The following is a 24,475-nucleotide window of genomic DNA, read 5'->3' as shown; positions in this document are numbered from 1 at the left end:
GAGCGTGCAGTTCCAAGGGTACCGGCGCACGACGCCGGGAGGTCACCGCGCGCGCAGGAGGCGGCGGTTCCAGGGCAGGGTCGCGAGCACCATGGCGCCCAGGGTGGCCACCGTGCCGATGACCGTGGGGAGGGCGACGACGCTCCCCGGCGCGGGGACGACGACGTCCAGGGCCAGCGAGCCCAGGAGCTGCCCCGCGATCATTCCCAGCCCCGTCAGGAGCACGCCGAGGTGGCGTACGAGCACGGTCGCGGCGGCGATGAAGACGATCCCGAGCGGGCCGCCGAGATAGTACCACCAGTCGGCGGGGAAGTCCCCGGGCAGCGGCCGGGCCGGGCCTGCGACGACGGCCTTGACGCCCCACACGAGCGCGAGCCCCGAGGTGCCTGAGACGAAGTTCACGAGCGTGGCCGTCAGGGGGTTCCCGTAGGCTGTCCCGCTCGCGCCGTTCATGGCGGACTGGAAGCTCTGCCCGAACCCGCCGGCGAAGGGCAGCAGCACCAGGACGGCGAGCAGGAGCGGGTCGATCCCCGTCCCGAGCTTGGGTGTCACCGCATAGGCCACGGAGACGAGCGTGAGCACCGTGGCGATGGCGCGCATTCCGGTGATCCTGCGGACCCTTCCCTGGGCGAAACCCACGCGGTCCACGAGGAGCCCGCTCACCGTCTGTCCCGTCACCGCAGCGATGGTGAAGACGGCGATGCCGAGCACGCCGACCGTGGCGGCCTGCCCGAGCACGAACAGCGCGCCGAGGAGGCCCGCTCCGAGGTACCACCACGGGATGCGTCCCTCGCGCACCGCGGGGAGGATGCCCCTCGCGCTGGCGCGCAGGGACGGCACGAGGGCCGTGAGCGCCACGAGCACAACGAGACCGGTTCCGAAGCTCGTCAGCGCCGCCGCGAGCCCGTCGCCGAGGCGCAGGCCGAGCGCGCCGTTGATGCGGCCCTGGGCGGGGATGGCGATTCCGGCCAGGACGGCTGCCCCGAGCCAGAGCGGGGCCGGGATCCGGGAGGGCGTCGGCGCGCGGCGGGGGCCCTGTCCGGCGGGCCCGAGGGGGTCGTTCACCCGCCTAGCCTAGAGTTGCAGCATGGCCCCTCGCGAATCCTCCGGCACCCGCCCGACCGGCAGCACCCCCGACGACCTCGAGATCCGCGAGGGCACCATCCGGCTCGGCCAGGCCCTCAAGCTCGCCTCCCTCGTCGAGGACGGGGTCGAGGCCGCCGACCTCATCCGCAACGGCCTCGTCAAGGTCAACGGGCAGATCGAGGAGCGCCGCGGCCGCCAGCTCGCGGCCGGGGACGTGGTCGAGCTCGGCGGGCGCAGCGTACGGCTCGTGCCGCGCGGCTGAGGCGGCGGGCCGAGCACGACGCCGGGCACGCGCCGTTGTGCCGGGCCCCGCACCCCGGGAGCCGCGTCAGCGGGCGAGGACCTTGAGCTCGAGGAACTCCTTGACGTGGGCGATCTCCGGGCCCGAGATGCTGTGCGCGATGCCCTGGTACGTGACCTTGGTGAGGTCCACGTGGCCGCGCACCCAGCCCATCGTGTACTCGATCTTGTCCTGCGTGATGACCGGGTCCGCCTGGTCGCGGCCCCAGAACATGGGCAGCGTGCCGTCCAGCTCGCCGTCGCGGAAGAACCGGTATCCTCCGGCGTCCCCGTCTGCGCCCACGGCGGCGCCTGCGCCCGCGGCGGCGGGGTCGACCGCGAAGCCGGAGAGCCCCACGAGGGCGGCGAAGCCACCCGGGCGCCGGCGCACGAGCGAGGTGGCCATGGCCATGCCCATGGAGAACCCGAGCAGGGTCACGGACGAGTGCTGGGCGCGCACCGAGTCGAGCCACTCGAGGATGTACTCCGTGGCGAACTCGACCGCGGACATCGAGAAGTCCTGCGCGGCCATGAGCGGGAACCACTGGTAGGCGCCCGGGGCGAGGACCTGGGGAGCGCGCAGCGAGACGATCGTGAAATCCTCGGGGAGGTAGGGCGCGAGCCCCATGAGGTCTGCCTCGTTGGCGCCGTAGCCGTGCAGGAGCACGAGGAGCGGCGTGCCGGCGCGCTCTCCCTCGGGTCGGCTCCAGACGGCGTGGGGCTCGGGATAGTGGGCGGGGTAGGCGGGGTTCGGACGGGCGTCTGCGGCCGGGGCGTCAGTCATGCAGCCATTGTTCCACGGACTTGAAGCTTCAACCATATGCCGTTGCCCGGTTGGACGCCGCGGGAGCACAATGTACCCGTGGGTAGCATCGCTGAACCGAACGCACCGGCCGCCGGGCCGCGCCACCCCTGGCACCGCTACGTGGCGCTCGGAGACTCCTTCACCGAGGGGATCGGCGACCCGGACCCCGAGAACCCCGGCCGGCACCTCGGCTGGGCGGACCGGCTCGCCCAGGAGCTCGCGCACGGGACCGAGGACTTCGCCTACGCCAACCTCGCCATCCGCGGCCGGCTCATGGCCAGGATCCTCGGCGAGCAGCTCGAGCCCGCCCTCGGCCTCCGTCCGGACCTCGTCTCGGTCTCCGCCGGCGGGAACGACCTCCTGCGGCCCGGAAGCGACCCCGACGCCCTCGCACTCAGGCTCGACGACGCCGTCGGCCGCCTCGCCGACGCCGGCGCCACGGTGCTGCTCTTCAACGGGCCGGACATCGGCGCCACGCCCGTGCTCGGGGCGATCCGCGGCAAAGTGGCGATCTACAACGAGAACCTGCGCGTCGTCGCGGCGCGGCACGACGCCGTCATCGCGGACATGTGGGCGCTGCGCGAGCTCTCCGACCCGCGCATGTGGGACAGCGACAGGCTGCACTTCTCCCCGCTGGGCCACCACAGGATCGCGATCATGGCCCTCGAGGCGCTCAACGTGCCCCACAGCCTCGAGCCCATGCAGCCCGAACCGGCCCGCACCCGCTCGTGGCGCGCCGCCCGCGCCGAGGACCTCGTCTGGGCGCGCGAGTACTTCGTCCCGTGGGTGGTCCGCCGGCTCCGGCACCGCTCGAGCGGCGACGGCATCTCCGCCAAGCGCCCGACGGCGGAGCCCGTCTTCGGCGCGGGCGCCCCCCTCGGCTCGGGCGAGGCCGGCTAGCGCGCCAGGGGCGTCAGAGCGTGAAGACGCGGCGGCGGAGTTCTGCGCCCAGCTGCGCCCTGATCGCCCGCAGGTGTCAGAGCGTGAAGACGCGGCGGCGGAGTTCCGCGCCCAGCTGCCCGATCTCTGTGAGGAACCCGTCATGCCCGATCTTCGCGTCGATCGAGTGGACGGGCACCTCGCCGGGGAGGGCGCGCGCGAGCTCGTCGCTCTGCTCCGGGAAGTAGAGGCGGTCCGAGTTCACCGAGGCGAGGAAGAACTGCGCCCTGGAGCGTGCGAGGGCGCTCTGCAGGCCGCCGCGGCCGCGGCCCACGTCGTGGCTCATGAGCGCCTCGGTGAGGGAGATGTAGCTGTTCGCGTCGAACCGCCCCACAAGCTTGGAGGCCTGGTGGTCCAGATAGCTCTCGACCTGGTACCGCCCGCGCCGGCCCGCTCCGTGGGGCGCCTCGAGGGGGTTCTCCGCTCCCTGCCCCCGGCGGCCGAAGCGGAAGTTCAGCTCGGCCTCCGAACGGTAGGAGATGTGCGCGATCCGGCGCGCGAGCCCCAGACCGGCCTCGGGGGCGGGCCCGCCGTAGTAGTCGCCGCCCCGGAAGTGGGGATCCTGGCGGATCGCGAGCAGCTGCGCCTGCGCGAGCGCGATCTGCTCGGCCGTCGAGTAGCCTCCGATCGCCACGACCACGGCGTGCGCCACACGGTCAGGGTGCGTGGCGGCCCACTCGAGCGCGCGCGCACCGCCCATCGAGCCGCCGAGCACGGCGTGCCAGCGCCGGATCCCGAGGCGGTCTGCAAGCCGTGCCTCGGCCCGCACGGAGTCCCGGATCGTGACGAAGGGGAACCGCGAGCCCCACGGGGTCCCGTCCGGGTCGAGGCTGGACGGCCCGGTGCTCCCGTAGCACCCGCCGAGCATGTTCGCCGCGACCACGAAGTACTTCTCGGTGTCCACGGGCCTGCCGGGGCCCACGAGAGCGTCCCACCAGCCCGGCTCGTCGCCGGCACCCTGGGCCACGTGCGTGTCGCCCGTGAGCGCATGCTGGATGAGGACGGCGTTCGACGCGTCCGCGTTGAGGGCCCCCCATGTCTCGTACGCGAGCTCGACCTCGGGGAGCGCGCCGCCCGCCTCGAGCTGGAGCGCGCCGACGGCGAGCGTGCGCAGCACGCCGTCCTCGGCGCGCTCAGCAGTCGTCCTGCCGGGGGCCGCGGCCATCTGGGCGGAACGGTCGACGACGGTCACGCGACCGGCTCCGCAGCGGGCTCGGCGGCCTGGGCGGCGCCGGCGACAGCTGCTGCTGCAGCGAACCCGGCCTCGAGGTCCGCGAGGATGTCCGCGATGTTCTCGATCCCGACCGCGAGGCGCACGAGGCCCGGGGTCACGCCCGCCGCGCGCTGCTGCTCCTCGGTCAGCTGTGCGTGCGTGGTCGAGGCCGGGTGGATGACGAGCGAGCGCACGTCGCCGATGTTCGCCACGTGCGAGTGCAGGGCGAGCGCGTCCACGAATGCCCTGCCGGCGTCGGCCGCGGCGGCCGCCGAGGGCGCGGAGCCACCGGTGCGCGGGGCGAGCTCGAACGAGACGATCGCGCCCGTGCCCTTCGGCGCGTACTTCTTCCCCAGCCCGTGCCACGGACTCGAGGCGAGGCCCGCGTACGCCACTGAGGCGACGTCGTCGCGCGCCTCGAGCCATTCGGCGACCTTCTGGGCGTTGGCGACATGGCGCTCGACCCGCAGGCTCAGGGTCTCGAGGCCCTGGGCGATGAGGAAGGCGTTGAAGGGCGAGACCGCCGAGCCGAGGTCCCGGAGGAGCTGGACGCGGGCCTTGAGGATGTAGGCGAGGTTCGCGCCGAGGATGCCGCCCACGCCGAGGTCGCGCGCGAACACGAGGCCGTTGTAGCTCTCGTCCGGGGTGTTGAAGCCGGGGAAGCGCTCGGGGTCCCTGGCGTAGTCGAACGTTCCGCCGTCCACGATCACGCCTGCGATCGCGGAGCCGTGCCCGCCGAGGTACTTCGTCGCGGAGTGCACGACGACGTCCGCGCCGTGGGCGAGCGGGTTCAGCAGGTACGGGGTCGCCACCGTGTTGTCCACGATGAGCGGGACGCCGGCTCCGTGGGCCGCGGCGGCGACCGCCTCGATGTCCAGGACGTTCTGGCGCGGGTTCGAGACGGATTCGGCGAAGAAGGCCTTGGTGTTGGGCCGGGCAGCCGCCTTCCACTCCTCGATGCTGTCCGGGTCCTCGACGAACGTGGTCTCGATGCCGAACTTCTTCAGGGTGTGCTTGAAGAGGTTGTATGTGCCGCCGTAGAGGCTCGCGGACGCGACGACGTGGTCCCCGGCCTCGGCGACCGTGAGGACCGAGTACGTCGTGGCCGCCTGCCCCGAGGAGAGCAGGAGCGCGGCAGCGCCGCCTTCGAGGCTCGCGATGCGCTGCTCGACCGCGTCCTGGGTCGGGTTGCCGATCCTGGTGTAGATGGGCGCGAGCTCTGCGAGGGCGAAGCGGTTCGCCGCGCTCTCGGTGCTCGGGAAGACGAACGAGGTGGTCTGGTAGATCGGCAGGGCCCGGGCGCCGGTCTCGGCGTCCGGGGCCTGGCCGACGTGGATCTGGCGGGTCTCGAAGGACCACTCGGGGTTGCTGGACATAGCAAGCTCCTCACGCGCTGCGCTTGCCCGGCGGCTCTCGCCGGACCAGGTCCTCACCCGGGGCACCCCACCGCATCAGGAGGGTTGCCGGCCAGCAAGCCGGGGCTTCGTGCTGGCGCTCATGACCTACTGGCGAGTGTAGGGGCGGGGCCCGTCGGCGGGCCAAGAGTGTGACCGACTGTGACCCCCAGCGCTTGCGGGGTCCCTGCCGGACGCTTGCGGGGTCCCTGCCGGACGCTTGCGGGGTCCCTGCCCTACCCCTCCATGAGCCGCCGCCGGTGGCGCAGCTCCTTGAGCCACGCCCGGGTGACGCTGGGCGCGAACGGCGAGGGCCCGGCGTCGTCCGCCCCGAGCGCCGCCACGAGCGGGGCCGAGGCCTTGAGCGCAAGGTCCACGACGCCCTCCGCGGCCCGAGGCGGGAGGCCCAGCTCCACCGCCCAGCCCAGGAAGTGCCGGCGCGAGATCCCGGTGCGCTTGCCGCCGAGGGGCAGGGCGAGTGACCTGTCCCCGTACGGGACCGTGGAGGGGATGTCGTAGACGGGAGCCACGCGCCACTCCCCCGGCGCGACGGGCCCGCCTGGCCCGCCCGCCCCGGCCTGCGCCCGCACCACGGAGACGTTCTTCGCGTGCAGGTCCCCGTTGCCCGTGAGCCACGCGAACGCGCCCTGAACCGCGAGGCTGCGCAGCGCCGGCAGCCAGGCCGCGCATTGCCCGGCGACCGCGCGGCACAGCTCCTCGTAGGAGACGTTGTACTTGTCCGCCGGGTAGAGCCCGAGCAGCTGCGAGCCGTCCTCGACCGCGAGGCGCAGGGTGCTCCCGTCCGGCTGCGGCGGCCGGTCGAAGCGCTCGACGAGCAGCCCTGCGCGCCCGGCGACGTCATGCACGAGCCGGGCAGGGCTCACGGGGATGCGGAGCTTCGCCGCGAACCGGTACATGAGGTGCTCGTTCTCCACCACATGCGGGAACTCGGGCGCGTTGAGCTTGAGGATGTAGCGGCGCCCGGTCTCCGCGGCGGGCACGGAGATCATGCCCGCGCTCACCTTGTCCTGGATCCCCGCGAGGGCCTTCGGGTCCACGAGGGTGGGGTCGTCCACGAGCGCGGCGAAATCCGGCGGCCGGCGCGGGTCCAGCTCGACGGCGTGCTCGGTGCCCGCGCCGGGCGGGCTACCGCCGTCCGCGGGGAGCGGCTCGCCATGCGGGACGATCTGGACGTCCCCGACCGGGTCGGAGCCGGCTGCCATGAGGAGGCCCAGCTCGTCGTCGGCGCTCGTCTTGACCGCCCGGCGCAGCGAGGCGAGCCGGCGCCCCTCCGGCAGGAGTCCCGTGAAGAACGGGGGCACCGCGCCGGCGGCGGCGTCCACGGGGCGGGGGCTGAGCGGGAGCGTGGTCGCGACGGCTTCCCCTCCGGCCGCGAGGTAGCCCGGGAGGTAGGAGAAGCGGGTGCCCCCGGCATGCCGCTCGAGGCGGGCCGCGAGGACGCCCGCCTTGTAGACGTCCGCGATCCGGTGGCGGCTCACGGCGCGCTCTCCGGGCTGCGCGGCGTGTGCGGGCGGACCGCGAGCCCGAGCCCGAGCGCGTCGAGGACCGCGAGGAGGGCGTCGAGCTGGATGCTCGGCTTTGCCTGTTCGACGAAGCGCACGAACCGCTCGCTCACCCCTGCCAGCTCGGCGAGGTCGCGCTGGTTCAGGCCGAGCGCACGACGCCGGGCCCGCACCTCGGCGGCGAGGGCTCGGCCCGCGTCGTGGCCGCCTCGGGCGGAAGCGGCAGCGGAGGTCCGCTGGGGGCTCGTCGGCACGTTCATTCCGATTCCCAGCCTCGTGCTGTGGAGCGCGTGAGTCAAGCCACAGCGCTGCGCCGCGATCGGAACGTTCGTTCCGGACAGCGCCGGCTCGCGCCGTGGCCTCCGCCTTAGAGCCGAGAGGGGCGCCGGGGGGGCCTCCGCCCGGGAGACCCGAATTGGGAGTTCGCTCCGTCTGGAGGAGCTGCGCGGTGGGTTCTACCATGTATCCCGCAGTTCGAGGCCGGCGATCAAGGAGCCCGCGCTCCGGCTGCGGTGCCGCACCAGCGGCCGCCGGCGAGCATGGGGAGGACGCGGCGGCGGCCTGGCTCCCGTGGCGGGAGCCGCCCGGGGGAGCTCTTCTTTGGGCTCGGGCCAAAGAGCACCGCTTCCACTCAAGGAAGACCAGAACAATGCGCAAGACACTCGCTTCGCTCTCGCTCGCAGCCCTTCTGCTCGGCGCCTCGGCCGGGCCGGTCCTGGCGGCGCCGCTGCCCGACAACTGTACGAAGGACAAGGGCACCGTCACCTGCACGACCTTCACGGGTCCGGGCAAGAACCAGGCCGGAGTCGGCTCCACGTCCACGACCGAGACGCAGGGCAACACGACGAACACGAGCCCCGAGCCGCAGGACCTGCAGTCCGCCTGCACGACGAACCCGCCGAAGAGCCAGGGCGCCCCGGACACGTGCCCGTGAACCGAGGCGAGCTCATCGCCTGGCCGCAGCGCGGCCTCGATCCTCGAGAGGACCGGCCCGCGGGCCCCTCCTCCGGGACGGGGCCGGGCTGCGCACCACCAGTCGCGGGCCCGCCCGGCGACGGCTTCGGGATCCCCCGACGGCCGCCCGCCCCGCCTGCACCCCAGGTAAGGCAACCCTAAGCTGAGGTGCCGGTCACAAAGTGGCACCATGACTCACATGCGTATGGACCACGTTTCTTATGCCTGCGACGGAGACGGCCTCATGGCCACCACGGAGCGGATCGCCAACGCGCTCGGGGTCGAGGCAGTCAAGGGCGGGGTCCACCCGCGCTTCGGCACCCGCAACATGATCATCCCCCTCACGGACCACCACTATCTGGAGGTCGTCGAGGTGCTGGACCACCCGGCGTCGGACAAGGCGCCGTTCGGCCAGGCCGTGCGCGCCCGCAGCGCTGCGGGCGGCGGCTGGATGGGCTGGTGCGTCGAGGTCCAGGACCTTGCGCCGTTCGAGGAGCGCCTCGGACGCCAGGCCGTCCCCGGCAACCGCAAGTTCCCCGACGGGCGCGAGCTCGTCTGGAAGCAGATCGGCATCCTCGGGCTCATCGCCGACCCGCAGGTCCCGTACATGCTCAAGTGGGAGGGCGACCCGTCCCTCCACCCCTCGAACGCGTACCCGGGCACGGTCAAGGTGAGCAAGCTGACGATCGCGGGCTCCGCGGAGCGTGTGACCGAGTGGCTCGGCGAGCCGGTCGAGAAGCCGCTCGAGGACGTCGACGTCGAGTGGATCGCCCCGAAGGGCACGCCGGGCATCATGAGCGTCACCTTCGAGACCGCGAACGGCCTCGTCACCATCTGAGCGCCAGGGACCCCACAACCGCCGGGACGGGACCCCACAGCGTTGAGGGGTCCCGTCCCCTTCGCTGCGGGGTCCCGTCCCCTTCGCTGCGGGGTCCCGTCCCCTTCGCTGCGGGGTCCCGTCCCCTACCCGAGGCCCATCGCCCGTCCCGCCAGGCTGAAGCCCACGAACGCGACGATGTCCAAGAGGGCGTGAGCGATGACGAGCGGCATGACGCGCCCGTACTTCCGGTACACGAGCGCGAACACGATCCCCATCACCACGTTCCCCACGAACGGCCCGATCCCCTGGTACAGGTGGTAGCTCCCGCGCAGCACTGCGCTCGCGGCGACGGCGGCCGCAGGCCCCCACCCCAGCCGCCGCAGCCAGCCCAGCAGGAACGCAACCACGATCACCTCCTCGAGCACCGCGTGGCGCAAGGCCGAGAGGACGAGGACGGGCACGGTCCACCAGTGCGCGTCGAGGGCGCTGGGTATGATCGCGGTCGTGATCCCGAGGGCACGGCCCGCCCAGTAGAGCCCGAGCGACGGTATCCCGATCGCGAGGAACAGCCCCACGCCCCACAACCCATCCCGCGCCGGCCGCGCGGCGTCGAGGCCGAGGCGGGTGAACGGCGTCGTCCATGGGAGCGCCGCCCCGCCGGGCGCCACCTGCCGCGCCACCGTGTCCCAGACGAAGTAGAGCACGAGCGCGACCGGCACGAGGGCGAAGAGGATGTCCAGGAGCTGGTACGCGAGGTCGAAGTACTCGCGCGAGCTGAGCGAGCGGTTGAGCGTGCTGGTGCCCTCGGCCAGGGGCGCGCGGGTGGCCTTGTCGAGAAGCTGCACCACTGAGTACACGGCGGACTGCCCGAGCGACAGCCCCAGGACGATGAGCAGCTGGGCGCGCCATCTCGCGCGCGAGGTGGAACGGACGACGGCGGGTGCTTCCGGCATGCGCCCATTCTCCCCTGCCGCGGTGCGGGCCCCGCAACGAGAGGGACGCGACCCCGCAACGAGAGGGACGGGACCCCACAACGAGAGGGACGGGACCCCACAACGAGAGGGACGCGACCCCACAACGAGAGGGACGCGACCCCGCAACGAGAGGGACGCGACCCCGCAACGAGAGGGACGCGACCCCGCAATGGTCAGCGGACGCGGCGCCCCGCCCGCCACACGGCGTGGGTGAGCGGCATCCCCGGGCGGTACGCGAGGTGGGTGGCCGAGGGCGCGTCGAGCATGTGCAGGTCGGCGCGGTGCCCGACGGCGATCGAGCCCACCGCGCGCTTCCCGTCCGCGTCCTGGCCCACATGCCGGCGCAGCGCGAGCGCGCCGCCGAAGGTCGCGGCGCGGACGGCCTCCTGCACGGACAGGCCCATCTGCAGGACGGCGGTCGTGACGCAGAAGCCCACGGAGCTCGTGTAGCTCGTGCCGGGGTTGCAGTTGGACGCGATGGCGATCTGGACCCCCGCGTCGAGGAGGCGCCGGGCGGGCGCGAGGGGCGCGCGGGTCGAGAGGTCGCACGCGGGCAGGACGGTCGCGACGGTCCCCGCCCCCTCCGCGGACCCGGGGCCGGCCCATGACGCCCAGGTCGCCGCGAGTGCCGCGACGTCGGCGTCGTCGAGGAAGTTCACGTGGTCCACGCTCGCTGCCCCGAACTCGGCCGCGAGGCGCACCCCGGCGCCGGGCCCGAGCTGGTTGCCGTGCACCCGCAGGCCGAGCCCGGCCGCGCGGCAGGCCTCGAGGACGCGACGCGACTGCTCCTCGGTGAAGGCCCCTGCCTCACAGAACACGTCGGCCCAGCGCACGTGCGGCAGCACGGCCTCGAGCATGGGCCCGCACACGAGGTCGGTGTACTCCTCGGCATCGGCGCCCCCCGGCACGAGGTGCGCCCCGAGGTACGTGACCTCGTCCACGGACTCGCCGGCGAGGACGGCGCTGCGCACCTCGTTCTCCACATCGAGGCCGTAGCCGGTCTTCGTCTCGAGGTAGGTCGTCCCCCCGGCGACCGCCTCCGCGACGCGTGCGCCGAGCAGGCGCCGCAGCTCGTCGTCGGACGCCGCCCGGGTGGCACCCATCGTGACGCCGATGCCGCCGGCCGCATATGCCTGGCCGGCCATGCGGGCCTCGAACTCGGCGGTGCGGTCCCCGGCGAAGACGAGGTGGGAGTGCGAGTCGACCCAGCCGGGCAGCACGGCACGGCCGGCCGCGTCGTAGCGCTCGTCGGCGGCGGGGGCGGACGACGACGGCCCCACCCAGGCGATCCGCTCGCCCTCGAGCACGACGGCGGCGTCCCGGAGCACGCCCGCGGCGTCACCGCGTGCGGACAGGGCCGTGGCGTCCGGCTCCTCCGTGAGGTGCTGGGTGGACAGCTCGCCGATGTTGTCGATGAGGAGGGTCATGCAGCTATCGTCTACTGCCGCACGGACAGCCGGTGCGGGTCCAGCGCCCGCGCTGTCTCGGATACCGGATGTGTCCCGGCGCGCAGCGCGTCGCGGCCGGCGAGGAGCTGCCCCGCCGCCTCCTCGGCCATCGCCGAGGAGGTCTGGAACCCGTACCCGCCCTGTCCGGCGAGCCAGAAGAATCCGGGGGCCTCGGGGTCGAACCCGAGCACCGGCAGGCCGTCCTTCGGCGAGGTGCGCAGCCCGGTCCAGGCCTTCACGACGCCGGTCACCTCCAAGTCGGCGACGCTGCGGATGAGCGTCAGCGTCCGCTCGATGTCCCCCGGCCGGGGCACAGCGTCCTCGGCGCGGGACGGCTCGGCCTCCGACGGCGAGACGAGCGCGCCCGCAGCGTCCGGGCGGAAGTACCAGGTCCCGTCCGCCGCGGCGACCATGGGCGTGTCCGGGTCGAGCGGGCGCGCGAGGGACACGAGGGCGGCCGTGCGCCGGTACGGCTGGAGGCCCAGGCGCTCGACGCCGAAGAGCACCGCGAGGTCGTCCGCCCAGGCTCCCGCGGCGTTGACCACGTTCGCCGCGTGGAAGCCCTCGGCGCCAGCGCCCACGAGCCAGCCCTCGCCGACGCGCTGGGCCGTGTGGACCGGGCTGCCCACATGGACCGCGACCCCGCCGGCCCGGGCGGTCCGCTCGTGGTGGGCGAGGAGGGCCGTAGCGTCGGTGCGGACGGAATCGGTGTCCAGGGCAGCGGCCTCGAAGGCGCCTTCCCTCAGGACGGGGACGAGGGCCCGGGCCTGGCCGACGTCGAGGCGCTGCATCCCCGCGTGGGATTCCTCGGCCACCTCCGCCTCAGTGCCCACGAGCATGAAGCGGCTGGGCCACGCGAGCCGCCCGACGGCGTCGTGCGCCTCTTCCTGGACCGCGGCGAGCCGGGCGAGCGTGCGCCGCGTGAGCTCCTGGACCGGCGCGGGTCCGTAGCTCGGGATGAGCTGCTGGGCCGAGCGCGCGGACGTGTGGTAGGCAAGGGACGGCTCGGCCTCGACGAGGGCAACGCGGCACCGGCCCGCGAGCTCGGCCGCGAGCGAGAGGCCCGCGATCCCGCCTCCCACAATCAGGACGTCGACATCGTTGGCGCTTCCGTAGCTGTTGGTGCCCGTCATGAGCGCCACCCTACTCCGCGCGGGCCGCCGTTTCGTGGTCAGCCGGTCCGCCGGCGGAGACAGCCTCGCGCGCGGCGACGAACGCGCGGACGGCCGCCTCGACGTCGTCCGGCGTGTGCGCTGCCGAGAGCTGGACGCGGATGCGCGCCTGGCCCTTGGGCACCACGGGGTACGAGAACGCCGTGACGTACACGCCGTGGGCGAGCATCCCGGCGGCGATGCGGCCCGCGAGCGCTGCGTCCCCGAACATCACCGGCACGATCGCGTGCTCGCCGGGCAGCAGTTCGAACCCCTCCTCGCCCATGCGGCGCCGGAACAGCGCGGCGTTCTCGAAGAGCCGGGCGCGGAGCTCGCCGGACCCGGCCACGAGGTCGAGCGCACGCAGGGTCGCGGCGACGATCGCCGGGGCCACCGAGTTGGAGAAGAGGTACGGGCGGGCCTTCTGGCGCAGGAGCGCCACGATCTCGGCGCGGCCCGAGACGTACCCGCCGGAGGCGCCGCCGAGGGCCTTGCCGAACGTGCCCGTGTAGACGTCCACGCGGTCGGACACGCCCGCGTGCTCAGGGGTCCCCGCCCCGGTGGCGCCCATGAAGCCGACCGCGTGGGAGTCGTCCACCATGACCATCGCGCCGTACTTCTCGGCGAGGCCGCAGATCTCGTCCAGCGGGGCGAGGTAGCCGTCCATCGAGAACACGCCGTCGGTGACGATGAGCACCCGGCGTGCGCCGGCGCCGTCGTGCATCGCCGCGGCCTCCTGCAGGCGCGCCTCGAGCTCGCCCATGTCCCGGTTCGCGTACCGCAGGCGGGCGGCCTTGCACAGGCGGATGCCGTCGATGATCGAGGCGTGGTTGAGCGCGTCGGAGATGACCGCGTCCTGCGGCCCGAGGATCGCCTCGAACACCCCGCCGTTGGCGTCGAAGCAGCTTCCGAAGAGGATGGTGTCCTCGGTGCCGAGGAACTGCGAGACGCGGGCCTCGAGCTCGAGGTGGGCGTCCTGGGTGCCGCAGATGAACCGGACGGACGCCATGCCGAAGCCGCGCTCGTCGAGGGCGCGCTTGGCCTCGGCGATGAGGTCGGGGTGGTCGGCGAGGCCGAGGTAGTTGTTGGCGCAGAAGTTCAGCACCTCCCCCGCCGGCTGCCCGAGCGGGCCGGCCTGGATGTGCGCCGACTGCGGCGAGTCGATGTGGCGCTCCTCCTTGAACGTCCCCGCGGCGCGGATCTCGGCGAGCTCTGCGGCGAGCTGGTCCCTGACTGTCGTGAACATCCTGTGTCTCCTCTTCTCGCGTTCTCCCGGACCCGGCTCAGACGCCCGACCAGTCCAGCACCACTTTGCCGCCCCTGCCGGACCGGGCGGTCTCGAAACCCTCCTCCCAGCGCGCGGCCGGGAGGACGTCCGTGACCACTGCGGCGATGTTGCGCCGGAGCACGGGGTTGGAGGACAGCATGGCGCTCATCGCGTACCAGGTCTCGTACATCTCGCGGCCGTAGATCCCCTTGAGGGTGAGCATGTGCGTGACCACCTTGCCCCAGTCGATCTCCGCGGGCCCGGCCGGCAGGCCGAGCATGGCGATCCGGCCGCCGTGGTTCATGTTCTCGATCATCCCCTGCAGTGCCGAGGGCCGCCCGGACATCTCGAACCCCACGTCGAAGCCCTCCACCATGCCCAGCTCCCGCTGGGCGTCCTCGAGGGTCATGGTGGAGACGTCCACGGCGAGGTCCGCGCCCATGAGCCGCGCGAGGGCGAGGCGCGGGGCGGAGACGTCCGTGATCGCGATCTTGCGGGCGCCGGCGTGGCGGGCCACCGAGATGGCCATGAGGCCGATCGGCCCAGCCCCGGTGATGAGGACGTCCTCGCCCACGAGCGGGAAGCTCAGGGCCGTGTGGACGGCGTTGCCGAAGGGGTCGAAGACCGCGCCGAGCTCGGGGGTGATGGACGGGTCGCGGTGCACCCAGACGTTGGTCTCCGGGATCACGACGTACTCGGCGAACGCCCCGTCCCGCTGGATGCCCACGCTCACGGTGTGGATGCACATCTGGCGGCGCCCCGCGCGGCAGTTGCGGCACACGCCGCACACGACGTGGCCCTCGCCCGAGACGCGGTCGCCGACCCTGACGTCCCGGACGTCCTCGCCCACCTCGACCACTTCGCCGAAGAACTCGTGGCCGGGGATGAACGGCGCACTGGCCATGGCCTGTGCAGAGGCGTCCCAGGACTGCAGGTGGAGGTCCGTCCCGCAGATGCCGGCGGCGAGGACGCGGATCTTGACCTCGGCGGGCCCGGCCTCCGGCTCAGGACGCTCGGTGAACTCGAAGCCGGCGCCGGGGGCGGGCTTGTAGAGGGCTTTCATGAGCCCATTCAAGGCCAGCCGACGGCTTAGAACAACCGCTTCCTTCTCAACAGATGGTTTAGCTTCTGCTTATCCTTGGGGCATGGATGTCCGGCAGCTGCAGATCCTCCGCGAGCTCGGGGAGCTCGGAAGCGTCAAGGCGGTGGCCGACGAGCTCATGGTCACCCCCTCGGCCGTCTCCCAGCAGCTCGCGCTCCTCGCCCGCAGCGCTGGGGTGCCGCTCACGCGCAAGGAGGGCCGCACCCTCGTGCTCACCGATGCGGGGAGGGTGCTCGCGGAGGCGGGCGGCGCCGTCGTGCGCGCCATGGCGGACGCGCGCGCGGCGATCGGCGCCTACCACGAGGACCCCGCCGGCACGGTGAGCGTGAGCGCCTTCCACTCCGCCGCGCAGGCGCTCTTCGGCCGCCTCGCTGCTCGGCTCGCGCAGGAGGAGGTGGCTGGCGCGCACGACGCCGGGCCCGCACCCCGCGTGCCCCGGCTGCGGCTCGCGGACGAGGACGTGCCGCAGCACGGCTTCCCGGCGCTCACCGGAAGGTACGACATCGTCCTGGCCCATCGCATGGCGCACAGCGAAGGCTGGCCGGCGGACCGCCTCGAGGTGGTCCCCCTCGTCCGCGAGCCCTTCGATGTGGCCCTCCCGGCCAGTCACCCGCTCGCCGCCCAGGGCGCGCTCGCCCCGCAGGACGTCGCGGGCGAGCGCTGGGTCTCGAGCCGGGCGGGGTATTCGCCCGCGGACGTCCTCGCTGCGATCGGGGCGGTGGCGAGCCTCGCACCCGAGGTGGCGCACCGGGTCAACGACTACTCGACCGTGGCCGCGATCGTGGCCGGCGGGGGCGTCCTGGGCCTGCTCCCCCGGTATACCGCGGCGATCGGACTGCCCGCGGGGGTGGTGCTGCGGCCTCTCTCGGGCATCGCGACCCACCGCAGCATCGACCTGCTCGTGCGGCCCGAGAACGCCAGGCGCCGCTCGGTCCGCATGGTCGCAGAAGCGCTCCGGGCGCTCGTGGGCGAGCTCGTGGCCGAGGCCGAGGGGCGCTGAACCCTACGCCGCCGCGAGCGATGCCGCGCCGAACGACACCGCGAAGCGCCGGCACCACACCGAGACCGACGTGAGATCGCCCAGATCCGCTTCGGCGGGGATCGCATAGTTCTGGTCGCCCTTGTTGGCCTTGAGCTCGCCCAGATCCAGGTACCGCCCGTCGTCGAACACGTGCCAGCCCGCGGGGCCCTCGATGACGGGCGCATCCGTGAGCCAGACGCGCAGGTCCGGGCCGTCTGACGTGTCGAGGCCCTCGAAGCGCAGGATCCGGGAGCCGTCCTGCAGCTCGAGGATGATGGCCGTTCCCGAGCTCGGGTGCTCGTGGCTGATGACCTGGCCCCGGGCGAGGACCCGCGGGCCCGCGGGCGGGGCGGAGGTGGCCGGGGACGGGACAGAGGTGGCCGCGGGCGGGGCGGAGGTGGCCGGGGCCTTGCCAGACGACGCAGTGGTCGGCCCGCCGGTGGGGGCGTCCGCGGCAGGCGGGGTGGCCGGCGCGGTGGCTGTGGGCACTGCCTCGACGAGCGTCGAACTCGTGAAGAGCCGCCACGGCTGGAAGAGGTACAGCGCAATGGCCAAGGCTGCGGCCGCCACGATTCCTGCCGTGGCGCTCAGCACGGGGTGCCTCCGGACTGCATGGCGCAGCGATGCTGCGACGTCCATGCCTCAAGGGTAGGGCGCGGGCAAGGCGGTGTCTCCAGCTGGGCACCTCCGATCGCGTGCCTGGAATCCCGGGCCTCGCCGGACTCCTTCGGCACGCCCGTGGTGCCCGAGCAGGCTCACTTCTCGAACAGGCAGAACGGGTGGCCGTCCGGGTCGGTGAACACGAGGACGTCGTCCTGCGGCTGGTGGGCGGCCCGCTCCGCCCCGCAGGACTCTGCGTGGGCGGCAGCCTTCCCGAGGTCCCCGACGAGGAGGTCGAGGTGCATCATCATCTGCTGCTCCCCCGGCTGCTCCGGCCAAGCAGGCCTCGCGAAGTCCTCCTCGAGCTGGAAGGACAGGCCCGGCCCGCCGGCCGGGTTGCGCAGGGTGCACCAGTCCCGCTCGTCATTGCCGATCTCCCAGCCGAGGAGATTCGCGTAGAACCTCACCGCGGCCTGCGGGTCCGGGCTCCCGAGGACGGTCGCGTGGTACTGGATGAGGGGGCTCGATGAGGCGGTCACGGCGCCAGAATACGCACGCGGCGCCCCCGCCAGAAGGTTCCGAAGACCCGAAAGGAGGAGGCGCCGTCGTGCGCGGGCGCTGCTAGGCGCTGACGCCGAGCCTCTCGAGGATGAGCTCGCGGACGCGGCCGGCGTCGGCCTGCCCGCGCGTGGCCTTCATGACCCCGCCCACGATCGCGCCGACGGCCTGGACCTTGCCGCCGCGGATCTTGTCCGCGACGTCGGGCTGGGCGGCGAGGGCGGCGTCGATGGCCTCGAGGAGGGGACCGTCGTCGGAGACGAGCACGAGGCCGCGGGCCTCCATGACCTCGGTCGGGGTGCCCTCGCCGGCGACCACGCCGTCGAGCACCTGGCCGGCCATCCTGTTGTTGAGCTTGCCGCCCTCGACGAGCCCGTTGAGCTCGACGATCGCAGCCGGCGTGACGCCGAGCTCGGCCGGGTCGACGTCGGCCGTCTTGGCGCGGCCCACGATCTCGCCCATCCACCACTTGCGCGCCGCCTGCGGGGACGCGCCCGCGGCAATGGTCTCCTCGATCGCGTCCATGACGCCGGCATTGACCACGTCGCGGAACTCGGCGTCGGCGTAGCCCCAGGCCTCCTTGAGCCGCTTGCGGCGCTCTGCCGGCGGCTCGGGGAGGGTCGCGCGCAGTTCCTCGACCCACTCGCGGCTCGGGACCACCGGGACGAGGTCCGGCTCCGGGAAGTAGCGGTAGTCGTCGGCGTCGCTCTTGGGGCGGCCGGCCGTCGTCGTGCGCGTGTCCTCGTGCCAGTGGCGCGTCTCCTGCGTGACCTTCTCCCCCGCCGAGAGGACGGCTGCGTGGCGCTGGATCTCGAAGCGCACGGCATGCTCGACACTGCGCAGCGAGTTGACGTTCTTCGTCTCCGAGCGCGTGCCGAACGTCGTGGTGCCCTTCGGCATGAGCGAGACGTTCGCGTCGCAGCGGACGTTGCCGCGCTCCATGCGCGCGTCCGAGACGCCGAGGTTCTTCACGATCTCGCGGATCGCCGAGACGTACGCGCGGGCCAGCTCAGGCGCCCGGGAGCCGGCGCCGACGATCGGCTTCGTGACGATCTCGACGAGCGGGACGCCAGCGCGGTTGTAGTCCACGAGCGAGTAGTCGGCGCCCTGGATGCGGCCGGTCGCGCCTCCCATGTGGGTGAGCTTGCCGGCGTCCTCCTCCATGTGCGCGCGCTCGATCTCGACCCGGAACACCGTCCCGTCCTCGAGCTCGATGTCGATCCAGCCGTCGAACGCGATCGGCTCGTCGTACTGGGACGTCTGGAAGTTCTTCGGCGTGTCTGGGTAGAAGTAGTTCTTCCGGGCGAAGCGGCAGGACTCGGCGATCTGGCAGTTGAGGGCCAGGCCGATCTTGATGCTCGACTCCACGGCCGCCTTGTTCACGACTGGCAGGACGCCGGGCATGCCGAGGTCCACCTCGTTGACGTTCGTGTTCGGGTCGTCGCCGAACGCGTTCGGTGCCGAGGAGAACATCTTCGTCTTGGTGTTGAGCTCGACGTGGACCTCGAAGCCGAGGACCGGGTCGAAGCGCTCCATGGCCGTCTCGAAGGTCAGGATCTCGTCAGTGGAAGCCATCTCTACTTCACTCCTTCGGTCGTCGCGGCCGTCGCAGCAGTGGCAGCCGTCAATGACGGGGCCTTCGCGAGCAGCGGGCCGCCCCACTGCGCCTCGAGCAGCGACTCGAGCGCGGCGCCGACGCGGTAGAGGCGGGCGTCCTCGCGAGCCGGGGCGAGGAGCTGGATGCCCACGGGCAGGCCGTCCTCGTCGGCCAGGCCGCCCGGCAGGGACAGGCCCGGGACGCCGGCCAGGTTGGCGGGAATCGTCGCGACGTCGTTGAGGTACATCGCGAGCGGGTCGTCGAGCTTCTCGCCGAGGCGGAACGCCGTGGTGGGCGCCGTCGGGGAGATGAGCACGTCGGCCTGGGCGAACGCGGCGTCGAAGTCGCGCTGGATGAGCGTGCGGACCTTCTGGGCCGAGCCGTAGTAGGCGTCGTAGTAGCCGGCCGAGAGGGCGTAGGTGCCGAGGATGATGCGGCGCTTGGCCTCGTCGCCGAACCCGGCGGCGCGGGTCGCGGCCATGACGCGCTCGATCGTCATCGGGCCGTCCTGCGGCAGAACCCGCAGGCCGTACCGGACGCCGTCGAACTTCGCGAGGTTGCTCGAGACCTCGCTCGGCATGATGAGGTAGTAGGCCCCCAGGGCGTACTTGAAGTTGGGGCACGAGACCTCGACGATCTGCGCACCCGCGCCCTTGAGGAGCTCGAGTGCCTCGTGGAACCGGTTCTCGACGCCGGCCTGGTAGCCCTCGCCCCCGAGCTCCTGGACGACGCCGATGCGCAGCCCCTCGAGACCGCTCCCGGCGCCGGACTTCGCGGCGGCCACGAGCGTGTCGAACGGGTCGGCCAGCGAGGTCGAGTCGAAGGGGTCGTGCCCGCCGACGAGCTCCTGGAGCAGGGCCGAGTCGAGCACCGTGCGGGACACGGGGCCGATCTGGTCCAGCGACGAGGCCATGGCGATCGCGCCGTAGCGGGACACGGCCCCGTAGGTGGGCTTGACGCCGACCGTGCCGGTCACGGCGCCGGGCTGGCGGATCGAGCCGCCCGTGTCGGTGCCGAGCGCGAGCGGAGCCTCGAACGCCGCGACCGCAGCTGCGGAGCCGCCGCCGGAGCCGCCGGGAATCCGGTCGAGGTCCCACGGGTTGCGGGTGGGGCCGAAGGCCGAGTGCTCGGTCGAGGAGCCCATCGCGAACTCGTCGAGGTTGGTCTTTCCGAGGATCGGCAGCTTCGCGGCGCGGATCTTCTTGATCACGGTCGCGTCGTAGGGGCTGTGCCACCCCTCGAGGATGCGCGAGCCGGCCGTCGTGGGCTGGCCGACCGTGACGATGAGGTCCTTGATCGCGATCGGGACGCCCGCGAGCGGGTGGAGGGCGGGGGCGTCGTCCCCGCCGGCGGCGCGGATCGAGTCCACCTCGCGGGCGACGGCGAGCGCCTCCTCGGTGTTGACGTGCAGGAAGGCGTGGACGCCGCGCTCCCCGCCGTCGACCTCGGCGATGCGGTCGAGGTGCGCGCGGGTGACCTCCTCGGAGGAGACCTCCTTCGCGGCGAGACGCTCGGCGAGGACGGAGGCGCTGGACGTGATCAGCTCGTTGAGGTTCTTCTCGGTCATGGCTTACTCCTCGTCCAGGATGGCCGGGACCCTGAAGCGGTCCTCGTCCGAGTCGGGGGCGCCGGAGAGCGCCTCGGCGGGGGTCAGGACGTGACCGACCACGTCCTCGCGGAAGACGTTGCTCAGCGGGATCGGGTGGCTCGTGGCCGGGACGTCGGGGCCAGCGGCCTCGCTCACGCTCTTGACGGCGTCGACGATGTGGGCCAGTTCGCCCGCCATCTTGTCGAGTTCCGCCTCGCTCATCTCGATCCGCGCGAGCTGCGCGAGGTGCGCAACGTCGTCGCGAGTGATCTCAGCCATGGATCTCCCTGTGAAGTGGGTGCAGAAGGTTCGCCGTCCAGTCTAGTCGCGGCGCGCGGACGACGGCGCGCTGCCGCGGCTCCCGCACCAGCCGTTCCGTCCGGAGGAGGCCGGCGTGTGCAGGATTCCTGGCTCAGAGGGCCTTGCGGTAGACCTGCAGCATGATGTCCGCGCCCGGCACCGGCCAGTCCAGCTCGGGGGCGCGCCTGTACCCGAGCCGCGCGTACAGCGCGTGGGCGGCGTCCCAGTCCGGCCCGGTGGTGAGCACGACGGCGGACGCGCCCGCGCGCCTGGCCCGCGCCTCGACGTCGTCCACGAGGGCTGTGGCGGCCCCCGTGCGCTGCACGCCGGGATCGACGACGAGCAGGCGGAACTCGAACTCGCCCTCGCGCGCGACCTGGTCGAACCCGTCGCCGTGGGCCATCACGGTCACCGAGCCGACGATGCGCCCCGCCCGCTCCGCGACGAGGACGGTGCCCCGGGCCGCCCGGTACGCGACGTCCTCGATCTGGACCATGTAGGGGTGCTCGGGGCCCTCGAAGTAGCCAGCGCCGAGGTAGGCGTCCCGCGTGATCCGGGCGATCTCGGGGTAGTCCGCCGGCGCCGCCTCGCGCACCGCGGGCCCGCGCGTCCCCTCCGGGGCGTTCCGCTCAGCCACCGGCAGGGAACCTCCCGGAGAACTCGATCCCGCCCGCGCACGTCCACGCGGCGAGGCGCTCGTCGTCGGACGGGCCGCCCTCGAGCGTGCTCGTGAGCGCGGGCCGGCGCACCCAGCACCCGGCCTCCTCGGCGATGAGGGCACCGGCGGCGAAGTCGTGCTCGTTGAGGCCCCGCTCGCCGTAGGCGTCATGCGTTCCGTCCGCCACGAGGCACAGGTCCAGGGCGGCCGAGCCGAGCCGGCGCATGTCCCCGAAGCCGTCCATGAGGGCGGCCATGGCCTCCGCCTGTTCGGCCCGCACGGCCGGGTCGTAGCTGAAGCCTGTGGCGAGGAGCGCCGAGCCCTCCGCGTCGCGCCCCGGCACCGGCCCCTCGAGCCGCCGGGGCTGCCCGCCCCGGTCGCTGCGCCATGCGCCGCCTCCGCGCACCGCCCAGTACTCACGGCCCAGGGCGGGCGCATGCACGACGCCGGCCAGCCACCTGCCGTCGGAATCGGCCACGGCCACGCTCGTGCCGTAGTAGACGATGTCCCGGATGAAGTTCGTCGTCCCGTCGAGGGGGTCGATCGACCAGCGGAAGCCGCTCGGGCGCTCGGTGCGGGTGGTGCCCTGCTCCTCGCCCGTCACCGTGTCATGCGGGCGCTCCTCGGCGAGGACCCGGCGGACGGCCTTCTCTGCGGCGAGGTCGAACGCCGTGACCCAGTCGCTCCCGGAGCTCTTGGTCTCCTGGCCGGCGTCCTCGGCGGCGAGCATCCCCGGGTCGCGGGCCGCGAGGACGGCCGCCCCCGCCGCCGCGGCGCGGCGGGCCGTCGCGAGGAGGGCGTCCAGGGGGCCGTCGGAGTGCTGCGGGCCCATGCTCATGCGTCCTCCTCGGCCTCGCCGATGGCGGCCGCGATCTCGTCCTCGTCGGCTGCAGTATCCGCGGCGGCCTCCCCGGTGGAAGCGGCCTCCCCGCTGGAAGCGGCGCCCTCGGGCACGGAATAGCCCACGCCGGCCGCACCTCCCACGCCCGCAGGCCCCTCCGCGAGGAGCGCGCGGAAGCCGTCCTCGTCGAGGACGCGGACGCCGAGCTGTTCGGCCTTGTCCAGCTTCGAGCCGGCGCTCTCGCCTGCCACCACGTAGTCGGTCTTCTTCGAGACGCTCCCGGAGGCCTTGCCGCCGCGGACGATGATGGCCTCCTTGGCCTCGTCCCGCGAGAAGCCCTCGAGCGTGCCGGTCACGACCACGGTGAGCCCCTCGAGCGTGCGGGGCACGTTCTCGTCGTGCGCGTCCGCCATGACGACGCCTGCCGCCTTCCAGCGGTCCACGATCGCGGTGTGCCAGTCCTCGGCGAACCACTCGATGAGCGCGTCAGCGATGATCGGGCCCACGCCGTCCACGTCGGAGAGCTGCTCGCGCGCGTCGGGCGCCGCGAGGACCGCCCGGAGCGCGTCCATCGAGCCGTACCGCGTCGCGAGGGCGCGCGAGGCGGTGGGGCCGACGTGCCGGATCGAGAGGGCCACGAGCACGCGCCACAGCGGCTGGGACTTGGCCTTCTCTAGCTCGCGGAACAGCTTCTCGGTGTTCGCGCTGGGCTTCGAGGGGGTCTTGGCCGTGGGCTTGGTCCAGAAGTACGGGACGAGCTCCCACTCCCCCGTGGCCACGCCCTTGGAGCGCTTCTCCCGGCGGATCATGACCTCGCGCAGGTCCTCCGGGGCGAGGTCGAAGATGCCGGCCTCGTCGGTCAGCGGAGGGACCTCGGGCGCGGCCGGCTGGGTGAGCGCGATCGCGGCCTCCCAGCCCAGCGCCTCGATGTCGAACGCGCCACGCCCGGCGAGGTGGAACACGCGCTCGCGCAGCTGCGAGGGGCACGAGCGGGCGTTGGGGCAGCGGATGTCCACCTCGCCCTCCTTCGAGGGGGCCAGCGTGGTCCCGCACGAGGGGCACTCGGTGGGCATCACGAAGTCCCGCACCGGCGGGTCCTGCTTCTCCCGCAGCGCGAGCACCGGCCCCACGATCTCCGGGATGACGTCCCCGGCCTTGCGCAGCACGACGATGTCGCCGATCTTGACGCCCTTGGCCTTGACCACGTCCTGGTTGTGCAGCGTGGCCATCTCCACGGTCGAGCCGGCCACCTTGACCGGGTCCATGACGCCGTACGGGGTCACGCGGCCCGTGCGGCCCACGTTGACGCGGATGTCGAGGAGCTTCGTGTGGACCTCCTCGGGCGGGTACTTGAACGCGACCGCCCAGCGCGGGACGCGGGAGGTGTGCCCGAGCGCGCGCTGGGTGGCGAAGTCGTCGACCTTGACCACGATCCCGTCGATCTCGTGGATGAGGCTGTGCCGCTTCGCCCCGTACTGCTCGATGAAGGCCAGGACCTCCTCGTAGGAGCCCAGCACCTCGGCGTAGGGGCTCGTGGGCAGGCCCCAGGACGTCAGCAGCGCGTAGGCCTCGGCCTGGCTCGCGGCCGGGAGGCCGTCGCGCGCGCCGATGCCGTGGACGAACATGCTCAGCGGCCGCTTCGCCGTCTCCGCGGGGTCCTTCTGCCGCAGCGAGCCCGCGGCGGCGTTGCGCGGGTTGGCCAGCGGCGCCCTGCCCTCGGCGATGAGCGCGTCGTTGAACTCGTTGAATGCCTTCGTGGGGATGTACACCTCGCCGCGGATCTCCACCTCGGCGGGGTGGCCGGTGCCGGCGAGCCGCTGCGGGATGTCCTTGATGGTGCGCACGTTGTGCGTCACGTCCTCGCCCGTGCGGCCGTCGCCGCGGGTCGCGGCCCGGACCAGCTCGCCGTCGCGGTAGAGCAGGTTGACGGCGAGGCCGTCGATCTTGAGCTCCGTGAGCCACTTCGCCGCGGGCAGGCCGAGCGCGGCGACGCTGGCCTCGGCGCGGCGCACCCACGCCTCGAGCTCATCGACCGAGAAGACGTCCTCGAGGCTGTACATGCGCGCGAGGTGCTCGACCGGCGCGAACGCCGAGGTCGCCGCGCCGCCCACCTCCTGCGTGGGCGAGTCGTTCGAGACGAGCTCCGGGTGCAGGGCCTCGAACTCCTCGAGGCGGCGGAAGAGCTCGTCGAACTCGGCGTCCGAGATCTCCGGCGCGTCCTGGTTGTAGTACAGGGCGCGGTGGCGGCGCACCTCGTCGGCGAGCGCCTCGTACTCCTCGCGGAGGGAGGCAGAGGGCACGACGGCGTCGGGCTGGCTCGTGGTCTCGGTCTCAGGCTGCGCGGGTTCAGGGCTCAC

The 24,475-nt window shown here is 73.0% G+C and carries 24 protein-coding genes and 1 riboswitch; of the genes, 5 read left to right on the top strand and 19 right to left on the bottom strand.

Going from position 1 to position 24,475, the window contains the following annotated elements; all coding sequences use genetic code 11:
• Positions 1–42: 42 nt before the first annotated feature.
• Complete coding sequence (locus ABCQ75_RS00865) at positions 43–1,065, bottom strand: DMT family transporter (protein WP_345882508.1); 1,023 nt, start codon at positions 1,063–1,065, stop codon at positions 43–45.
• 22 nt (positions 1,066–1,087) lie between these two features.
• Between ABCQ75_RS00865 and ABCQ75_RS00860 the strand changes: the two genes are divergently transcribed.
• Positions 1,088–1,348: an RNA-binding S4 domain-containing protein gene (locus tag ABCQ75_RS00860; RefSeq protein WP_345882507.1), complete on the top strand. Its 261-nt coding sequence runs from the start codon at positions 1,088–1,090 to the stop codon at positions 1,346–1,348.
• Positions 1,349–1,414: 66 nt separating this feature from the next.
• Here the strand turns inward: ABCQ75_RS00860 and ABCQ75_RS00855 are convergent, their stop codons facing one another.
• Entirely contained in the window at positions 1,415–2,149 is a 735-nt protein-coding gene (locus tag ABCQ75_RS00855) for an alpha/beta hydrolase (RefSeq protein WP_345882506.1), read from the bottom strand.
• A gap of 78 nt (positions 2,150–2,227) precedes the next feature.
• Here ABCQ75_RS00855 and ABCQ75_RS00850 point away from each other — a divergent pair, with 78 nt between their 5' ends.
• Positions 2,228–3,070 (top strand): SGNH/GDSL hydrolase family protein, encoded by an 843-nt coding sequence (locus ABCQ75_RS00850; RefSeq protein ID WP_345882505.1) that lies wholly within the window; start codon positions 2,228–2,230, stop codon positions 3,068–3,070.
• 76 nt (positions 3,071–3,146) lie between these two features.
• On the opposite strand, the gene metX is transcribed toward ABCQ75_RS00850, so the two are convergent.
• The 4 genes from metX to ABCQ75_RS00830 form a co-directional block, all read right to left on the bottom strand.
• Entirely contained in the window at positions 3,147–4,274 is a 1,128-nt protein-coding gene (gene metX, locus ABCQ75_RS00845) for a homoserine O-acetyltransferase MetX (protein WP_345882919.1), read from the bottom strand.
• A 23-nt stretch (positions 4,275–4,297) separates the two neighbouring features.
• Complete coding sequence (locus tag ABCQ75_RS00840) at positions 4,298–5,698, bottom strand: bifunctional o-acetylhomoserine/o-acetylserine sulfhydrylase (protein ID WP_345882504.1); 1,401 nt, start codon at positions 5,696–5,698, stop codon at positions 4,298–4,300.
• A gap of 14 nt (positions 5,699–5,712) precedes the next feature.
• A riboswitch (SAM riboswitch) is annotated at positions 5,713–5,825 on the bottom strand.
• 127 nt (positions 5,826–5,952) lie between these two features.
• Positions 5,953–7,215 (bottom strand): type II toxin-antitoxin system HipA family toxin, encoded by a 1,263-nt coding sequence (locus ABCQ75_RS00835; RefSeq protein ID WP_345882503.1) that lies wholly within the window; start codon positions 7,213–7,215, stop codon positions 5,953–5,955.
• Entirely contained in the window at positions 7,212–7,499 is a 288-nt protein-coding gene (locus ABCQ75_RS00830; protein ID WP_345882502.1) for a type II toxin-antitoxin system Y4mF family antitoxin, read from the bottom strand. The genes ABCQ75_RS00835 and ABCQ75_RS00830 overlap by 4 nt, the downstream gene beginning before the upstream one ends.
• A gap of 389 nt (positions 7,500–7,888) precedes the next feature.
• Here ABCQ75_RS00830 and ABCQ75_RS00825 point away from each other — a divergent pair, with 389 nt between their 5' ends.
• On the top strand, positions 7,889–8,173 hold the full coding sequence (locus tag ABCQ75_RS00825; protein ID WP_345882501.1) for a hypothetical protein: 285 nt from the start codon (positions 7,889–7,891) through the stop codon (positions 8,171–8,173).
• A gap of 219 nt (positions 8,174–8,392) precedes the next feature.
• The gene (locus tag ABCQ75_RS00820) at positions 8,393–9,031 is read left to right on the top strand and encodes a VOC family protein (RefSeq protein WP_345882918.1); all 639 of its coding nucleotides are present in this window, start codon (positions 8,393–8,395) and stop codon (positions 9,029–9,031) included.
• Between the two features lie 125 nt (positions 9,032–9,156).
• Here the strand turns inward: ABCQ75_RS00820 and ABCQ75_RS00815 are convergent, their stop codons facing one another.
• The 5 genes from ABCQ75_RS00815 to tdh form a co-directional block, all read right to left on the bottom strand.
• The gene (locus ABCQ75_RS00815; RefSeq protein WP_345882500.1) at positions 9,157–9,966 is read right to left on the bottom strand and encodes a CPBP family intramembrane glutamic endopeptidase; all 810 of its coding nucleotides are present in this window, start codon (positions 9,964–9,966) and stop codon (positions 9,157–9,159) included.
• A 194-nt stretch (positions 9,967–10,160) separates the two neighbouring features.
• Positions 10,161–11,414: an imidazolonepropionase gene (gene hutI, locus ABCQ75_RS00810; protein ID WP_345882499.1), complete on the bottom strand. Its 1,254-nt coding sequence runs from the start codon at positions 11,412–11,414 to the stop codon at positions 10,161–10,163.
• Positions 11,415–11,425: 11 nt separating this feature from the next.
• The gene (locus tag ABCQ75_RS00805; protein WP_345882498.1) at positions 11,426–12,568 is read right to left on the bottom strand and encodes an NAD(P)/FAD-dependent oxidoreductase; all 1,143 of its coding nucleotides are present in this window, start codon (positions 12,566–12,568) and stop codon (positions 11,426–11,428) included.
• Between the two features lie 10 nt (positions 12,569–12,578).
• On the bottom strand, positions 12,579–13,832 hold the full coding sequence (locus ABCQ75_RS00800) for a glycine C-acetyltransferase (RefSeq protein WP_345882497.1): 1,254 nt from the start codon (positions 13,830–13,832) through the stop codon (positions 12,579–12,581).
• A gap of 37 nt (positions 13,833–13,869) precedes the next feature.
• The gene (gene tdh, locus ABCQ75_RS00795; protein ID WP_345882496.1) at positions 13,870–14,916 is read right to left on the bottom strand and encodes an L-threonine 3-dehydrogenase; all 1,047 of its coding nucleotides are present in this window, start codon (positions 14,914–14,916) and stop codon (positions 13,870–13,872) included.
• An 82-nt stretch (positions 14,917–14,998) separates the two neighbouring features.
• On the opposite strand from tdh, the gene ABCQ75_RS00790 reads away from it, so the two are divergent.
• Complete coding sequence (locus tag ABCQ75_RS00790; protein WP_345882494.1) at positions 14,999–15,955, top strand: LysR family transcriptional regulator; 957 nt, start codon at positions 14,999–15,001, stop codon at positions 15,953–15,955.
• Between the two features lie 3 nt (positions 15,956–15,958).
• Here ABCQ75_RS00790 and ABCQ75_RS00785 read toward each other — a convergent pair whose 3' ends face one another.
• From ABCQ75_RS00785 to ligA, 8 genes are all read right to left on the bottom strand, one after another.
• Positions 15,959–16,615, bottom strand: a complete 657-nt coding sequence (locus ABCQ75_RS00785; protein WP_345882493.1) for a DM13 domain-containing protein — start codon at positions 16,613–16,615, stop codon at positions 15,959–15,961.
• Positions 16,616–16,731: 116 nt separating this feature from the next.
• The gene (locus ABCQ75_RS00780; RefSeq protein WP_345882492.1) at positions 16,732–17,115 is read right to left on the bottom strand and encodes a VOC family protein; all 384 of its coding nucleotides are present in this window, start codon (positions 17,113–17,115) and stop codon (positions 16,732–16,734) included.
• 82 nt (positions 17,116–17,197) lie between these two features.
• Positions 17,198–18,709, bottom strand: a complete 1,512-nt coding sequence (gene gatB, locus ABCQ75_RS00775) for an Asp-tRNA(Asn)/Glu-tRNA(Gln) amidotransferase subunit GatB (RefSeq protein ID WP_345882491.1) — start codon at positions 18,707–18,709, stop codon at positions 17,198–17,200.
• A gap of 2 nt (positions 18,710–18,711) precedes the next feature.
• Complete coding sequence (gene gatA, locus ABCQ75_RS00770; RefSeq protein ID WP_345882490.1) at positions 18,712–20,298, bottom strand: Asp-tRNA(Asn)/Glu-tRNA(Gln) amidotransferase subunit GatA; 1,587 nt, start codon at positions 20,296–20,298, stop codon at positions 18,712–18,714.
• A gap of 3 nt (positions 20,299–20,301) precedes the next feature.
• Positions 20,302–20,598, bottom strand: a complete 297-nt coding sequence (gene gatC, locus ABCQ75_RS00765; protein WP_345882489.1) for an Asp-tRNA(Asn)/Glu-tRNA(Gln) amidotransferase subunit GatC — start codon at positions 20,596–20,598, stop codon at positions 20,302–20,304.
• 133 nt (positions 20,599–20,731) lie between these two features.
• Complete coding sequence (locus tag ABCQ75_RS00760; RefSeq protein ID WP_345882488.1) at positions 20,732–21,256, bottom strand: GNAT family N-acetyltransferase; 525 nt, start codon at positions 21,254–21,256, stop codon at positions 20,732–20,734.
• Positions 21,249–22,115 carry an inositol monophosphatase family protein gene (locus ABCQ75_RS00755; RefSeq protein ID WP_345882487.1) on the bottom strand — a complete coding sequence of 289 codons (867 nt, stop codon included), beginning with the start codon at positions 22,113–22,115 and terminating at the stop codon, positions 21,249–21,251. The genes ABCQ75_RS00760 and ABCQ75_RS00755 overlap by 8 nt, the downstream gene beginning before the upstream one ends.
• Positions 22,112–24,475: an NAD-dependent DNA ligase LigA gene (ligA, locus tag ABCQ75_RS00750; RefSeq protein WP_345882486.1), complete on the bottom strand. Its 2,364-nt coding sequence runs from the start codon at positions 24,473–24,475 to the stop codon at positions 22,112–22,114. Before ligA ends, ABCQ75_RS00755 begins: the two co-directional genes overlap by 4 nt.

Origin of the sequence: Sinomonas halotolerans (assembly GCF_039615075.1) — a bacterium.
In the GTDB taxonomy this organism is placed as follows: domain Bacteria; phylum Actinomycetota; class Actinomycetes; order Actinomycetales; family Micrococcaceae; genus Sinomonas; species Sinomonas halotolerans.
Note: the sequence above shows the minus strand (reverse complement) of the source record. Positions and strands in the feature narration are given on the sequence as shown.